The organism is Paenibacillus alginolyticus DSM 5050 = NBRC 15375 (genome assembly GCF_000422905.1).
In the GTDB taxonomy this organism is placed as follows: domain Bacteria; phylum Bacillota; class Bacilli; order Paenibacillales; family NBRC-103111; genus Paenibacillus_E; species Paenibacillus_E alginolyticus.
Genome location: NZ_KE383948.1, coordinates 172379 through 187891, shown reverse-complemented (window position 1 = coordinate 187891; position 15513 = coordinate 172379). Strand labels below are relative to the sequence as shown.

Annotated in this window: 14 protein-coding genes; all 14 read right to left on the bottom strand. The window is 45.0% G+C overall.

The genetic code is table 11. From position 1 onward, the window contains the following. Window positions 1-11: 11 nt before the first annotated feature. The 14 genes from G519_RS0139125 to G519_RS0139060 all read right to left on the bottom strand — a co-directional run bounded on the left by G519_RS0139125 (window position 12) and on the right by G519_RS0139060 (window position 14927). The gene (locus G519_RS0139125; RefSeq protein WP_029199155.1) at window positions 12-1154 is read right to left on the bottom strand and encodes a glycosyltransferase family 4 protein; all 1143 of its coding nucleotides are present in this window, start codon (window positions 1152-1154) and stop codon (window positions 12-14) included. Further along, window positions 1123-2382: a glycosyltransferase family 4 protein gene (locus tag G519_RS46840; protein WP_064743627.1), complete on the bottom strand. Its 1260-nt coding sequence runs from the start codon at window positions 2380-2382 to the stop codon at window positions 1123-1125. Before G519_RS46840 ends, G519_RS0139125 begins: the two co-directional genes overlap by 32 nt. Beyond that, window positions 2366-3202 (bottom strand): glycosyltransferase family 2 protein, encoded by an 837-nt coding sequence (locus G519_RS0139115; protein WP_029199154.1) that lies wholly within the window; start codon window positions 3200-3202, stop codon window positions 2366-2368. The genes G519_RS46840 and G519_RS0139115 overlap by 17 nt, the downstream gene beginning before the upstream one ends. 31 nt (window positions 3203-3233) lie before the next feature. After that, a complete protein-coding gene (locus G519_RS0139110; RefSeq protein ID WP_036635676.1) occupies window positions 3234-4601 on the bottom strand; it encodes a lipopolysaccharide biosynthesis protein in 1368 nt (455 codons plus the stop codon). Further along, window positions 4543-6054: an O-antigen ligase family protein gene (locus tag G519_RS0139105; RefSeq protein WP_244280364.1), complete on the bottom strand. Its 1512-nt coding sequence runs from the start codon at window positions 6052-6054 to the stop codon at window positions 4543-4545. Before G519_RS0139105 ends, G519_RS0139110 begins: the two co-directional genes overlap by 59 nt. Beyond that, entirely contained in the window at window positions 6047-6832 is a 786-nt protein-coding gene (locus G519_RS0139100; RefSeq protein ID WP_029199151.1) for a WecB/TagA/CpsF family glycosyltransferase, read from the bottom strand. The genes G519_RS0139105 and G519_RS0139100 overlap by 8 nt, the downstream gene beginning before the upstream one ends. Beyond that, window positions 6832-8172, bottom strand: a complete 1341-nt coding sequence (locus tag G519_RS0139095; protein ID WP_127528228.1) for an O-antigen ligase family protein — start codon at window positions 8170-8172, stop codon at window positions 6832-6834. Before G519_RS0139095 ends, G519_RS0139100 begins: the two co-directional genes overlap by 1 nt. An 8-nt stretch (window positions 8173-8180) precedes the next feature. Beyond that, window positions 8181-9113 carry a glycosyltransferase gene (locus G519_RS0139090; protein WP_029199149.1) on the bottom strand — a complete coding sequence of 311 codons (933 nt, stop codon included), beginning with the start codon at window positions 9111-9113 and terminating at the stop codon, window positions 8181-8183. A gap of 29 nt (window positions 9114-9142) precedes the next feature. Continuing rightward, window positions 9143-9859, bottom strand: coding sequence for a sugar transferase (locus G519_RS0139085; protein WP_029199148.1), 717 nt, complete (start codon window positions 9857-9859; stop codon window positions 9143-9145). Further along, on the bottom strand, window positions 9828-10766 hold the full coding sequence (galU, locus tag G519_RS46835) for a UTP--glucose-1-phosphate uridylyltransferase GalU (RefSeq protein WP_051254132.1): 939 nt from the start codon (window positions 10764-10766) through the stop codon (window positions 9828-9830). The genes G519_RS0139085 and galU overlap by 32 nt, the downstream gene beginning before the upstream one ends. Before the next feature lie 86 nt (window positions 10767-10852). After that, window positions 10853-11488 (bottom strand): CpsD/CapB family tyrosine-protein kinase, encoded by a 636-nt coding sequence (locus tag G519_RS0139075; protein ID WP_029199147.1) that lies wholly within the window; start codon window positions 11486-11488, stop codon window positions 10853-10855. Continuing rightward, complete coding sequence (locus tag G519_RS0139070; protein WP_029199146.1) at window positions 11472-12215, bottom strand: YveK family protein; 744 nt, start codon at window positions 12213-12215, stop codon at window positions 11472-11474. The genes G519_RS0139075 and G519_RS0139070 overlap by 17 nt, the downstream gene beginning before the upstream one ends. Before the next feature lie 388 nt (window positions 12216-12603). Next, the gene (locus G519_RS0139065) at window positions 12604-13263 is read right to left on the bottom strand and encodes a response regulator (protein ID WP_307720143.1); all 660 of its coding nucleotides are present in this window, start codon (window positions 13261-13263) and stop codon (window positions 12604-12606) included. An 8-nt stretch (window positions 13264-13271) separates the two neighbouring features. Further along, on the bottom strand, window positions 13272-14927 hold the full coding sequence (locus tag G519_RS0139060) for a sensor histidine kinase (protein ID WP_029199144.1): 1656 nt from the start codon (window positions 14925-14927) through the stop codon (window positions 13272-13274). Window positions 14928-15513 lie beyond the last annotated feature (586 nt).

The following is a 15513-nucleotide window of genomic DNA, read 5'->3' as shown; positions in this document are numbered from 1 at the left end:
TAGTAGGATAATTACGAGTTAGCAATTAAACCTGCATAGTAATGAGTGATTTGGGTAACGGTTCGTTCAATGACAAAGTGTTGTTCCACGCGTTTTATGCCATTCTCGCTCATTTTGCGCCGCACATCAGGATTCTCCAACAGGTAGCGTATGGAATCGGCAAGCAAAGCGGGGTCCCCGGGAGTTATGAGAAGTCCCGTTTCGCCATTGACAACCGTCTCTGTCGGACCGCCTTCGTTAGATGCAATCACGGGTAATCCAGCTGCCATACCTTCTACAATGACCTGACCAAATGGCTCTGGAGTAATGGAAGTATGAACCAGAAGGTCCGCTTGCTGCATTAAGGTTTGAATATGATCCACATGTCCCAATAACGTGACATTGTACAGCTTGTCATCTGCCATTTGCTTAAGCAGCTGCTGCTTGTAAGCATCTTCCCCGAACAAGGCATCCCCGGCTATCCAGAACTGAACCTGCTGATCGGGTAGAAACGACTTGGCCGCCTCGAGTAAAATATGTTGGCCTTTCCACTCCGCCAACCTGCCAACAAGCAACACAACGTAGGGCTTCATCCACTTTTTCTCTACAGCAACCCCAGCATGCTTCGTTTTAGCGAAAGCTGAGTAGACAACTAACGTTTTTTTCGATTTCGGCAAATGCAGAGCATTCAGGGTTGAATTTGAATTGGCTATGACGCCATTCGGCAGCAAGCGGGACATCCATCGTATCGCCTGAGCGACGATCGGTTTCAAGTACGGAACTCCAATATGGTCCCGTATATGCCAGATGAGAGGAATACCTGCCAATTTAGCAGCTACCGCTCCATAAAAGGCTGATTTCAACGAATTCGTATGTACACAGACGACTTGTTCGGCTTTCAATAATTTGGAGAGCCTCTTCCCATAGGCGAGAAGCTCAAAAGCGGCCGATACAGCTTGCAAATTCACGGCATTCCGGTTGCGATTACGCACCTTATCACTTAAAGGCAGGACGCGAACGTCGATACCTTTGTCTCTTAAACGATCTACGAGCGCACCCTCTTCGGCCACAATGACTAATGGGTCTACTTCATTTCCGAGATGGGTAATAATGTTATAAAGTGCGACTTCTCCCCCGCTCCATCTAGCGGTATGATCCAAATAAGCTACCCTCATCCTGTTCACGTCCTCCTTTCTTCCCAGCGGTTTCCTGACGAATGCCGCCGTAAGCAATCAGATGTTGATCGATAACATGATTAAATACGCTATCTACCTGTTTGGATACACGATCCCACGTATAATTCTCCAATACATGGCTTCTGCATTGCTCTGCGGTAGGCCACATTTCACGGTGCTGCAATAAGCGAATTAACCCAGAAGCCATAGCTTCGCTGCTTTTACCTGCAAACAGCATATCTGGCCGGTATTTCTGAAGAATTTCACGGTTGCCTCCAATCGGTGTCGCCATGACTGGAACTCCGGCAGCCATTGCTTCTACCGTAATTAATCCGAAGCCTTCCAATGCTTGGGAAGGTACAACGAACAGATCAGCGGCCTGATAGTAGTCAGCAAGCTCATGATCCGGGATGTAGCCAAGCAATCGGACGCGAGACTGGAGTCCATATTCAGCAATTCGGCTTTCCAGCTCTCCATGCAGCGGCCCTTTGCCCCCAATGAACAGCACGGCATCCGGAACCGTTCTCGCCACCTCTTTCCAAGCTTCTAGTAATTGAAGAAGCCCCATTCGGTTAACTAGTCTTCTTAAGGTCAACACCGCTGTCGTCCCTTCCTCCAGGTGCAACTTCCTTCTTATCGCTGTGCGATCCGCAGCCGGCTTGAACCGGGCTACATCAGCTCCGCCTGGAATAATGTGAATCTTTGAAAGCGGGACACCGTACTGGTGATGAAGAATATCACGGAAAGTTTCACTTAACACTATGAAGGCATCCGCGAGCCGATATGCTTTCATCTCCCAACTCTTAGCGATTATGGTTTTGATTCGATGCTTAAGTCCCTTGCCTTCGAGCCTGATTTCCTCACTCCAAGGACCATGAAACGTCATCACCACCGGAATATTTCGCGCTTTGGCCTCCATGGCAACGCCTATACTATAGGGAGCAAAGTGGGAATAAACGATATCGATGTCCTGCCCATTCATCAGCTCTGCAGCGTGCTTCCGAAAGGCATCTCGTCTTTTACTTAACTTCATATCAGCTGCGGCAACATTCGTGACACGGATGTCTTGAACGACCGGCTTTTTCGCACTGCATACCAGTGCCTCCAACTCATGACGGGCAGCTAAGCTTTCGCAAATATGCTTGAAATAGGTGTTTAATCCTCCAGGCTGTGCAGATGGCCAACCCATTCCGGTACACAGGATCCGCAAACTATTGCAGTGTAGCATAAGCTTTCCCCTCCTTAATTGGCTCTTCCTGGGACTTTTTCACTCTTTTCCGAGCTAGCCCAAGCTCATACTGCTTCATACATACTAGGAATTCGTATATGCCCCAGAAGAGGGATACCGCAAGTCCTGGAATTCCCTTCTTATACAAGCGATGAACGATATATTTCTGTACAAATCGCAAGGGAGGACGGACGATCATTCGCAGCAGGCTAAATCGTTTCCCCGCAGCAACAGCGCCTTCCGCTTCCAGATCGGTATACTTGTTAAACCGCTGAATGTGATCATGAATGCTGCGGAAACCATAATGCCACAGAACACCTGGCACATACACGATATTCTCACTTGCAACATCCGGTGTTTCATGTACCAGACTTTCCTGGTACTGAATTTCGGTACGGTTATATAAACGGACAAGCTTCTCGCCTTTGCCCATCCAGCGTCCTAGAAAGTCACCAATTCGTAAGACAGCATAGGCTTTGCTCGGATTAGACAAGTCACTTTTTAACTTCTGTATGGAAGCCGCTAAAGGTTCACTGACAACCTCATCGGTATCAATAACGAAAATCCAATCATAGGTAGCTTTATCACTGCCATAAATACGCTGTTTTGCATAACCAGGCCAAGCATTCACATATACCTTGCAGCCTAACTGCTCAGATACACGGACCGTTCCGTCCTTGCTCCCGCCATCAATGTCAACAATTTCGTCTGCAAAAGGCTTGCAGGAGGCAATCGCACTCGCTATTCTCGTTTCATCGTCTTGCGCAATGATGACAACAGAAATCCGATTCTCTCCTACAGCGTCACTATAGTGACTCATTTCGTTCGCCCCTCCCCCAGTTTCAAACAAATTATTTGGCTTTATATGCTGATATTGCTGAAAGTAACCAACGCACATCATCTTTATTAATCAATAATTTAGGAAGTTTCGTCTCCAAAGTGTATTTGACATTGAGTAGAATAAAGACGAATCGCAGTAAACCCGATGATAAGATGGCCATTCCCGCACCGAACAATCCGAACTTCGGAATCAGTACCGTTAGTAACGGGATGACGATTAGCAGCCCTATCCCTTGCAGAATCGTAACAATCTTGGGCTTTCCTAATGCCATGAACGCTTGAGCCAAGACCATGGTTCCACCGGAGATGGAAACTTCGAGGAGCAGCATTCGAAAAACACTGATCGCTTCCTTAAAATCAGGGCCATACAGTAAAGGCATTACGAAAGGTGCAATCAGCATAATCATCAATGAGCAAAGCAAAGCGACACATGTGCTGATCCTATATACACGGAAGGTCATCTCAACGACTTTATCCTTAGGTAAACCCGAGGCTTTCGGGAACAACACCACGATAATGGATGTAGAGAATATATTGACTACACGGGAAAGGCTTACCGCCACCGCATATAGTCCAAGCTCTGCCGGATTAAGGAGACCGATAATAACAATTTGATCAATATAATAGGAGACATTCCCCATTAAATCGTTGCCGTAAGATCCAATACCGTACCGGATTAATGTCTTGAAGGAGTGAAAAGCATCCCTTATCACAAATTTGTACTGATTAAGTAAGCGTACTGTCGTCCATATGTAAAAGGGAACCGCCGGAGCGAGATAAGCCACGGCTGACGTGTAAGGATTCATGGTTCTTGTTAGGATTAGCAGCCCTAAGCCGATGAGCGTACTAAGCGGAACAAGAAAGCGCAGACGGTTGAACAGCTTATATTCGCCTCTCACCTGCATCATCGCATTATTAATCTGAGACAATACAATGAGAGGTACGAGCACCATGGACCACTGGGAGAAAAGGACCACGCTGTCTGAATACGTACGGAGCCAATAGGGTAACACCAGTATCCCCAAGCTCATCGCAAGCATGCCTGCTGTCAAACCCATGAGAACAGCGGTTGAATAAAGCTTGGCGGAATCCTTCATGTTCTTTTTCACGTTGTAAATAATGGCGGAAGGCAGACCGAAAGTGAAACTAAAGGCTAGGAACTGTGACCATAAGACCATAGCTGCTTGCTCTCCTCGGCCGGATGGTCCTAGAAAACGTGCTGTTAGAATACCTGTAAGCATATTAATCACTAAGATGAGTACACTGAAAAACATCGTTCTAATGGAAGCCGAGATATGACTCTTGCTTGAAAAAAATGCTTTAATGAAGCCGAATAGAGGCTTTATGCGGACTATTTTCAAGTTGACTGGTTGCTGCATCCGGAATTTGCCTCCTCTCTTGAACGATCGTTTGATGCGCCATGATTCCAATTCCTACAACCATCCATAGTAGAAAGCCTTTCAAACCCGTATAACCATTTTCAAACACGAGACAAACAATACTTCCTTGCAAAGCTGAGAGCCCCAGTTTTCCGTAAGCGGTTATACCGCCTGGTTGTTTTTTTTGGGATAAAAGAAAACGAGTCACGAGCCATAAGGCCCATAGAAACAGCAAGCCTCCAAGAATACCAAAGGTCAAGAAAATGGCGACAAATCCATTATCGAAAATGCCATATTCACCAAGTGCCCCTCCGTTGCTAAGCTTGGTGCCGACGCCAATACTGCCAAGACCTAACCCCTGCGGTTTAGCAAACAACATAGGGAATACGGTATGAAAGAAATCTAATCTTTCATTGTAGGAATGATCGTCCTGAATCGCTGTCATTGTATCCAATCGGGCGATCAACCCCTGTGCTCCAGGCAGCTTTGGAATAATCAGATACATGGCTGCAATAACCGCTGTTAATTGAGCAATCAATTTCCATTTCTGTCTACCCGCTGATACGGCTGTATAAATGGCGATATCGATGAATAACATGACCCAAGCCGACCGGACTAATGTGATAAGCAGCCCTACCGTTACCAGTATAATGCCGATCCAGCCCAGCGGTCCCCGCCACCTTTTTTCCAGAATCATCGGCGCAAGCGCAGTTCCCATATACATCCCTGCGGGTCCCGGGGAATTCAATGTAGAGAACACTCGGATCTCCAAGGGAAACGGGTGACCAATTGAGGTCATCTCCACATGGTTCATCCAGAATGCATCCCAAGGCGGTACCATCACATATTGGATAATGCCATAAGCAGCAACCAAGATAGCGGTGTTAGAGAATGCGACAATTAAGCGGTCTAACGCTTTATTATCGCAATGAGATAAGGCAGCATAAGGGATTAACAATAATGGAATCACATAGTTAGCTAAGTCATAGAAAGCTCCGCTCCCATTCTTAGCTGCACCAATCAAACTTCCATACAGCAGCACAATACCCACATAGATGAGCAGCTTGTATATGCGAGATTCCATCTGATGAAACTTAGCAAGGATTGGAATGATAAGCACCGCACTCGTTAACAGCGGGGCAATGCTCAGCAAGGAAACAGAATGGTACGTACCTTCCATCCAATCCTGGATTCTCCGGATCTCCGGACAAATGACCCAAACGAGCAGGATATAAGGAATCAATCGACGAGAATCTAGCAAGGCCATCACAAATGCGGGAAACAGCAGCATCGACAAGATTGTGATTTGGATACTAAGTTCAGGACTCAGAGTCGCACTAGAATAACCAATGAGTAAAGAGACGAACAAAGCCATTCCAACCAACAGGATTGGCATCCGGCTAGCCTGCATCATAATAAAAGGGGGCTTAATCATTTTGCTTATTTCATCCACTGTTGATTCCCGTCCCCTCCCGTTTCATCTTGAATTGCTTAACTATTTCCCGCCATAGCAGGACCGCAAACATCGCATCGTGAACCAAGTAACGCTTCCATAGCCTTCGCGGTTCTTGGGCAAGACGCCAGAACCATTCGAATCCTGTTTTCTGCATAATGTTTGGAGCTCTCTTCACTGTGCCCGAAATGAAATCGAACGTTGCGCCAACGCCAATTGAGATCGGAACTTTATACTGAAGATAGTTTTGGTAAATCCACTTCTCTTGCTTCGGAGCGCCAACGCCTACGAACACGATGTCCGGCTGCGTATCTATCAGCATCTGAACAATTTGCTCATTCTCCTCTTTTTTCTTCTCGAAACCATAAGAGGGTGAATAACAGCCAACGATATTCAGATTTGGAAATACGAGCTTCAAATTCTTTACCGCTTGCTCCGGAATGCCAGCAGCTGATCCTAAGAAAAAAAGCTTATATTGTCTGCTTGCGAAAGCTCCACCTAACTTATTGAACAAGTCGGATCCGGATACTTTCTGCTTGAGCGGTTTACGGAGCATCCTCGATGCCCATATGATCGGCATTCCATCCGCAACAATAGCACCTGCGCCTGAATACACCTTCTGAAACTCAGCATCCTTTCTGAGCTTGATTAAATGATCGACATTACAGGTCAAAATGTAAGAATGACTTTTCTGACGTATGACCTCATCCATATAGGCAAGCAAGTCCAGAAAATCATAATTATCAAAATGTACATCGAACATAGTCACTCTACTCATCAGATCACTTCTTCTTTTTTCGAATTTGTCGTTGACAGAATATACAAGCTATTCAAATACCAGCAAAAAGGGATGATGAATTGAACAGTCGATAAGGTGTTATCCGACAAGGAGTACAGGAAGAACGCCAGGATGAACGCCATGTAGTAAATCTTAATTCTCTGCGGGATTACTCGATAAATCATTCCAAATAAGACGAGTAAAGATAGAAACAACAGGCTGCATCCGATATAACCAGCATCATAATAAAAACGGATATACTCGTTATGGGGAACCACAAATCCTTCATATAAACTTCCATCATTTGCAACGGTAACTGCACCTAGCCCTCTACCTGTCAGAGGAGAATCTTTCACCCCTTTTAAGAAGTAGCTCCATGCTTCGGTTCTTCCTGACAAGTCGATCCCCGTGCCGGTCTGCCGTTCGAACGAACGCTTTGTCATATTGTCCCACTGTACATAAACGGCCCCGCCGATCAAGACCAAGGAACAAAGCAGCGGGATAATTAAGATTAGCTTCCCTTTGATATACTGCTTAACCATATCGTAGAAATAGTAAGCAGCCATGGCCAGCATGGCGAGAATAGGTCCTCTAGTTCCCGTAGCGATCAGAATCGCAAAGTTAGCAGCCAATGTGCAATAAAAAAACCTGGCTTGCAGCGGATTGCGTTTAGTCTCTATTAAGGCAACGGTAATGCCTAGAAAAGCTAGCATCGCCAAATGAGGTGCTATATTCGCTCCTTGTACCCGAATCGCTCCCGTAAACTCCACATTGAGAAACGAATACAGATGAGCCAATTGAAGCAGGGCCCCAGTTCCAACACTTACCAATGGCAGCAGACAAATGATTCGGATGTGCCTTTGCGCTGTTCCTTTGTTCCATTTAATCATGAGAAAAAAGAAGGGAAGCGTCAGTCCGATAAATGCTTTCAAGGTGAGTGACAACGTCAGCCTTGGATGCCATTCTGAGAAGAACAAGGTAAGAAATAACATGCTGGCGATAGCTGCTATGGGATAGATGAACTTCAATCGAAGTCCGTTTTGCAGCATACTGGGAACTAACAGAATCAAAATGCCAAGCTTATACAGAGAAATAATCTCTAGCCCAGGCACATTCGCTTCGACAATGTAGTTAATCGATATGGCGGTTGAGAGCAGGACTAGATAACTCATTTTCTCCGGCTGGCAGATGGCATACATGATTAGGAAAATAACGCCAAGTCCTAAGATACTGAACATAGGCTGATAAGCAACTGCTACGCCAACCATGACGGCAAGAAGGACATAAACCGCACCATAATACATCGGTTTTTTGAGCTGTATCGGAAGATCCGGCATCATCAGTATCCTCACCCTGTTAAGTGCATTTTTCCACGTCTACTGAGCGTGTCTAGCGTGCCTCGTATGCTTTGCAATCGGCATGTGATCAGCAGTTTACTTCCTTCGGTACGTGCGAACAAGGCATCTACGGCAATGTAGAGCACCTTACTGGCAACCTTACCGAGAAGAATAAGCTTGCTGATACGACTCTTATGCATCGAGCCATTCGTAACACCTTGATAATAATAGCGCTGCTTGATCCAATCCTTCGTCAACCGGCTATCCGGGATAAAGTGATCAACCACCATGGAAGGCTGATAAAGAATAGCCTTCCCTTCTTTCTTCATCTGCTCAAATATCCAGGATTCCTCCCCAGACAACAGCAGTGTTCCCTTCCTTCCTAGGTCGGTTGGGAACAAGTATTTGTCGTGAAAGGATTTGCGAATCGCCATATTCGCACCAAATGGATGCCTGTTCATCGGATACTCATGAACAGCTGCTCCCCTATCCACAATCGTATAAGGCAGCTCTAACGATTTGATCAGCCATTTCGGCCGTTCTGTTTCGAAACGAGGTCGAATCATACCTCCCAGCGCATAGACATCCTGTCGACTATCCAAGGTGTCTATGATGGTGCGAATCCATTCCATGTAAGGAACTGCATCATCATCGAGAAAGGCAACAATATCACCCTTAGCTTCTTGAATACCTCTATTTCGCGCAGCCGAAAGCCCTTGGGTTTGTTCAAACAGATAATGAACGTCTGTCTCCCCTGCTTGACGCTGAATAAACGATTGTGAGATCTCACGCGTATGATCTGCGGAATTGTTATCCACGATGAGAATCTCAGCCTTGTCTATAGCCTTTAAAGCAGGTAAGGCGTTCAAGGTGATTTGAAGCAAATCAGCACGGTTATAGGTACAGATGACAATAGAAACCCTTGGTTTTGGCTGAATTAGCACGACGGTGTTACTCCTTTCCCTTTTGTTCTCTAAAAGGCGTCTTTGGAGCCAAGAAGGACCGATACTGTCTTCAGGATGATTTTCAAATCATAGAAAATGCTTCGTTTTCTAATGTAAGTCAAATCGAGCTCAACCATTTGCTCGAAGCTTAAATTGCTTCGTCCGCTTACTTGCCATAAACCCGTGCAGCCAGGAGTAACGGCTAAACGCTTCTTCTCATATGGTGTATACTCACTTACTTCACTCGGCAAAGCCGGTCTTGGCCCGACTAAGCTCATATCACCGACGAGTACATTCCACAATTGTGGCAACTCATCTATACTTGTTTTGCGCAATAATCGTCCGACGCGTGTGACCCGAGGATCATTTTTCATTTTAAACATCGCGCCTTCAACTTCATTCTGACTCATCAACTGCTGCTTCAGCTCTTCCGCATTGGATACCATCGAGCGAAACTTATACATGGGAAACAGGATTTCGTCTTTCCCGACTCGATTTTGTTTGAAGAAAACGGCGCCTTTAGGATCTTCCAACTTAATCCAAGTAGCAATGATGATAAATAACGGTGTCAGGAAGAAAAGGCCCATGAGGGATAGCATAATATCGAGCATACGCTTTACGAACAAATAGGAAGCGGCGCTTTTCCTTTCTTGCGATCTAGGGGCAGCAGCCGTGTAGTAGCTCTTCTGGGAAATTTTCTGTGGTCCCAGGTACTCATAATCCTCCTGCAATTCGCGCAAGCTCATGGTCTCCACCTCCCAGATGCTCTAGAATTGGCGCATATTGCTCTTTGATAAGGATGGCAGCCATCGCTTCAAGTACATCCGGACGTAGATCTTTACTCTCCAAGGCGAACGCCATTGTTGTGAGAATGTAACCGAGACGTTCACCCACATCATAACGAATACCGTCAAAATGATAGGCTAGCACTCGTTCTATTTGATTAAGCTTCTGAATCGCGTCCGTCAGCTGAATTTCTCCGCCAGCGCCTTTCTCCTGAAGCTCCAAAAATTCAAAGATTTTAGGGGAGAACACATATCTGCCCATAATGGCAAGATTGGAAGGGGCAGTGCCTAATTTTGGTTTTTCAACAAAGTCTTTCACTTGATAAAGCCGGTTATTTTGTTCACCTGGATCAATGACACCGTAACGATTGGTAAGCTCTGGCGGTACAGTCTGTACGCCAATAACCGAATTTTCTGATAATTCATATTGCTGAATGAGCTGTTTTAGGCAGGGCACCTTCCCTGTGACAATATCATCGCCTAGCAGCACAGCGAATGGTTCATTTCCAATGAACCTTCTTGCACACCAGACCGCATGTCCAAGACCCTTGGGTTCCTTTTGACGAATGTAATGAATCTCTACTTTGGATGAACGTTGAACTTCCTTAAGAAGCTCCAGCTTCCCCGTTTCCAACAGCTTATTTTCTAACTCGAAAGCATTATCGAAGTGATCTTCGATTGCCCGCTTCCCTTTACCGGTAACAATAATAATATCTTCGATTCCGGATTCGATGGCTTCTTCCACAATGTATTGAATAGTCGGCTTGTTGATGATCGGGAGCATCTCTTTAGGCATCGCTTTCGTAGCAGGCAGGAATCTCGTTCCTAAGCCTGCGGCCGGAATAATGGCTTTCTTCACCTTTTTCATCGTTTTCATCCTCCTAAAAGTTTTGCTTCAGCAAAGCTAACTTCGTAAGCATCCGTTGTCGATTATGGAAAGTCTAATGTTTTCAATTATTGATTGAAAACAATACCGAGCATCCTGGCTCCGGACTGCTCTAATTGGGTTCTCGCTTGCTTCGCCCATTCTCGCTTCGTCTTGCCATTCTTGGCAACTAACATCACGCCGTCACTATACTCAGAAAGTAAACAAGCATCTGTGTAGTCAAGCGTTGATGGCGAATCGATGAGAATGACTTCATATCGCTGCTTGAGTAGGTTCATCAAGGCATCCATTTTGGCGGAGCCTAACAGCTCGGATGGATTCATCGGTTGACCACCGCTGGTGATCAGATCAAGCCCGATGATTCCTGTCGGTGTAATGATTTCTTGGGCGGTTAGCCCTTTATTTAAAAAGTGGACCAGGCCTTTCGTATTCTTGGCACCAAACATCTCATGCAGGGCTGGTTGCCGTAAATTACAATCTAAGACCACGACAGACTTACCTTCCTGAGCGTAGGTAATAGCCAGATTAGCAAGTGTCGTCGTCTTGCCTTCTTGCGGCTTGGGAGATGCAACCATGAGCACCATTCCTTGACCAGCTGGCACAACCTTTTTATAGCGTACCGCTGTACGCAAGGAACGATAAGCTTCAGAGACTGACGAAATCGGATCCAATTCAGCCACAAGAACATTACTTAGCTGTGACATATGCCTTTTCCCCTACCTCTCTGCTTCGTGCACGCGAAGGTTTCGATGCTTTGCCCTTTTTAATTGTTCCGATGGAAGAGAGTACAGGCAGCCCAACGATATGCTCGGCTTCTTTTTCAGAACGAATCGTATCATTCATATTTTCAAAGAAGAAGAAAACACCAATAGCTGCCATCGCCGATAAAATGAAGCTCAAAGCAAGATTGATGACCACACTGGAATTAACTGGCAATGGCTTCACAGCAGCATCGGAACTAGAAAGAATCTTGACATTATTCATATTCATCAAGCTTGGTACTTCATTAATGAACGTATCCGCAAGTGTCTTGGTAATCACAACCGCTTTTTCATAGCTATGATCCTCAAGCTCAATTTTGATAATTTGTGTTTTATCCGTGGAGCTCACTTTCAGATTCTTCAGCAGCTCCTTCTGAGTCATTCCGAATTCGGGGTGACTCTGCAGCATCTGTTGAATGATATGATCTGATTTCATGATTTCCTTGTAGCTCTCAATTAAATTCAAGTTCATCGACACATCATTAAGATCTATCGCTTCTTCACTCTTGAACGTGCTGCTAACCAGCACTTGTGTGTTCGCCTTGTAAACCGGCTCGACGAAAGTTTTGCTGACATAGAACGTTGTCAGACACGAGAGAAGAACGAACAGCGCAATCATCCACAGTTTTTTGCGAATGAGTACAAAGTAATCCAAGATCGATTTCTCCATGGTACCCTCCCAAAAAAATAATTAAAAACCGATGAATTCAGTCTTGCTTTTCCCAAAAAATTGAGCTATGATATTTGCAATGAAAGCGTTTCATTTACGATTACACCCACTATCGAACCGACATTCAATCACTCCTTTAGCCAGAGCATTCAACAATCTCTTTTCGACAGAGTTAGCTATTCAGTAGCTTAGGTGAAGCACTCTACGATCAAAAGGAATGAAGAATGCCGCTTTTTGTCAGTTAGTTGGTTATACACAAATACTATATGAATTCCCAGAATTATGATATTACTCGATATTATAATTTTTGGGTCTATTTCGTGTATCCACCAATGGCTATATGTAATAAAGCGATGGTATACTTTCGGACCATATTTGCATAAATAGCTTACTGAAAACTGCTGACCAGTCCCTTGGATTGCGCTAACAAAGCCGCTTGTGTACGATCGTTGACGCATAGTTTGTTTAGGATTTGGCTAACATGCTTCTTGACTGTGAACTCAGTTACCATCAGTTTCTTGGCCATTCCTTGATTGGACAAACCCTCTCCTAGACCAATTAACACTTCCCGCTCCTTCGGCGTGAGCTTACTGAAGCTGTCCTCTTCCTCTTTCTTGAACAACATTTCCATCAAACCCGGATCGTAATACTTTTTCCCTTTGAAAATCAACTTAATTGCAAGCAGCAATTCTTCTGGCAGCGCTTCTTTGAGCACATAACCATCCGCCCCCACTGCCTCTGCCCTTCTGACATCTTGCTCCATGGTCGATGAGGTTAGAATGATACTTCGGCAAGATGAATCCTTGATATTCTCAACCACTTCGAGACCAGAGCGATTACCGAGCTTCAGATCCACAATTGCCAAATCCGGTTTCGTTTCCTTGATTAACTCCAAAGCGTGCTCCACCGTTTCCGATTCGCCAGAAATTTCGATGTTAGCTTCAAGCTTTAGCACAGCTGACAATCCTTTTCGCACCAACGGATGATCATCTACGATAACAACTTTCAAAGTACCACCTGCTTTCGTTAGAATGGGAATTGCCTTCATGACCTTGTTTAGCCCATCAACTGAAATTCATTTTGTTCTTTTTTATCCTGATTCCCAGTTGGGAGAGTCACTTGAATATGTGTACCTTTTCCTTTCGTGCTCTGAATGCTAATCGTTCCGCCAAAAGAATGAACAAGCAGCTCCATGTTGCTCACGCCAAGCCCTGATACCTTAGGGTCAGAAAGACGTTCTGTAACACTGAAACCACTTCCGTTATCCAAGACCGAAAGCCTTACCTCTTCTGTCTTCATACTGAGATCTACCTTAATGTGACTGCTTCGACCATGACGAATGGCGTTTCCAGTTGCTTCCGATATAATTCTAAACAATGCCTTCTGATAATTGACCTGTAGGCCATGATCATCTCCAGTAACATTTAAGGTTACTTTCACAGCGTGCAGCTTGGACAAGCTATCCAGATGAGATTTGACGGTAGTGATCCAAAAAGCACCGCCATTTTTCCGAGAGCTAAGACTATAAATCGTGGAACGAAGCTCTTGAGAAGCTGCAACAGATGACTCTTGAATGATTTGCAGTTGTTCCTTAATCTGATCTGTTGAAATGTCTTTCCATTTGCGACTGAGCGAATGGACGGCATACACAATTCCGAAAATGTACTGCGAGACGCTGTCGTGCATCTCATCAGCAATCCGATTCTGTTCCTCGATAATCATCAGCTGGTTCTCGATACGCTCAAGCTGGTGCCTTTCCAGAATGACGGCGCATAGCTCAGATAGAAAATACAGCTGTTTGACGAACCAATGCCTGCCTTCCTCATAGGTGGAGCGCTCAATCTTCACCCCCATCACTCCCCAGAACCGGGTAGACGACTTGATGGGAATCACAAGAAAATCACCATACTCAGGTAAATTCATCACCATACAGCTATCGAGCTGTCTAAGCTCGGCTGCATGCATGTCAATTGCTGCAATCAGGGAAGCTTCTACGCCAGCTGGCGTGATACCCTGGGTAATAAGCGGATCATGTCCGCCATTCCCATTGACATCCCAGAAGAAGGACATCTTGAGCTTGGTCAGCTTTAAAGCAAATTCTGCAAAAATAATTTTCAAATTCTCCGATTCACTATGCGTAGCTGCTTCCACGAATTGATACAGCGACTTCATATGCTCCATCGTTTCCGTGGTGCGAGCGTTCGCGATCTCAAGCCTACTTTTGACGCCAGCTAATAGTTGAATCGAGAGCGTCATAAACAATAACATCAAGTAAAATCGATTTTCTTCAAGCAAAATAGTGGTTAGCGATTGGTCATTGGCAAAAAAGTAGGAAAATGCGGTGACGAATAAGAAGTAAATCAGCATCATAAACCAGCAATAAACCGAGGATAAATAGCTGGCAGCCATCCAAGCGGGATTGAATACGCACCACAGAAACGGACTGTCCATACCGCCGCTCAGAAGATGCAGGATCATCATCCCCGTCATTTCCAAGCCTACGGTTATTTTAATTGTGCGAGAGGCTTGGCCACTTCGGGAATACATGTCCGTAATCCACTTGGCAAAGATGAATAGCGCCAAGATGATGCCAATTTTAATACTTAACGGGGGGCCACGATCCTCAATGGCATACACTAACGAAGTTCCACCAAGTGAAATATACCGGTACAAGTAAAAGACTTTACTTCCACCAGAGAACATCTTTCTCATCTGTGTAATCATCCTTTAACCGATATTTGTATTTGGTTCCTTAAACAATACCCAAGTTTACCATTATCATAACAGTTAAATTTTTACAGTCAAAAGGGCTGAATATGACTATATACTTCGTATTATTTGTAGTTTTGTGTCTCATAAAATGGAAAATAGTGATTTTCGGGAATAAAGGTCTAGACGTTTTGATTATATAGACCTAACCATTTGGCGAATAAAAAACTGAAAGGGATTTCAATGCTATAAAAAAATTCATCCTTTTGTACCATAAATTTCCTGTTGGAATTTCATATATTAACGCTTTACAAGGTCGTTTTGGGACCTTTTCGGATCTCTCACAGCACTTTCTCCACCGTTTCGACCTTGATCGATCTATTTTCGACCTCTCAGGTCGCTAGCTAGCTTTTGTTCCTTCACTTGCTGCCGAGAGGCTCTTTTCGGACCTCTCACAGCACTTTCTCCACCGCTTCGACCCCGAGCGGTCTATTTTCGACCTTTCAGGTCGCGAGCTAGCTTTTGTACGCTTCACTTGCTGCTGAGAGGCTCTTTTCGGACCTCTCACAGCTCTTTCTCTACCGCTTCG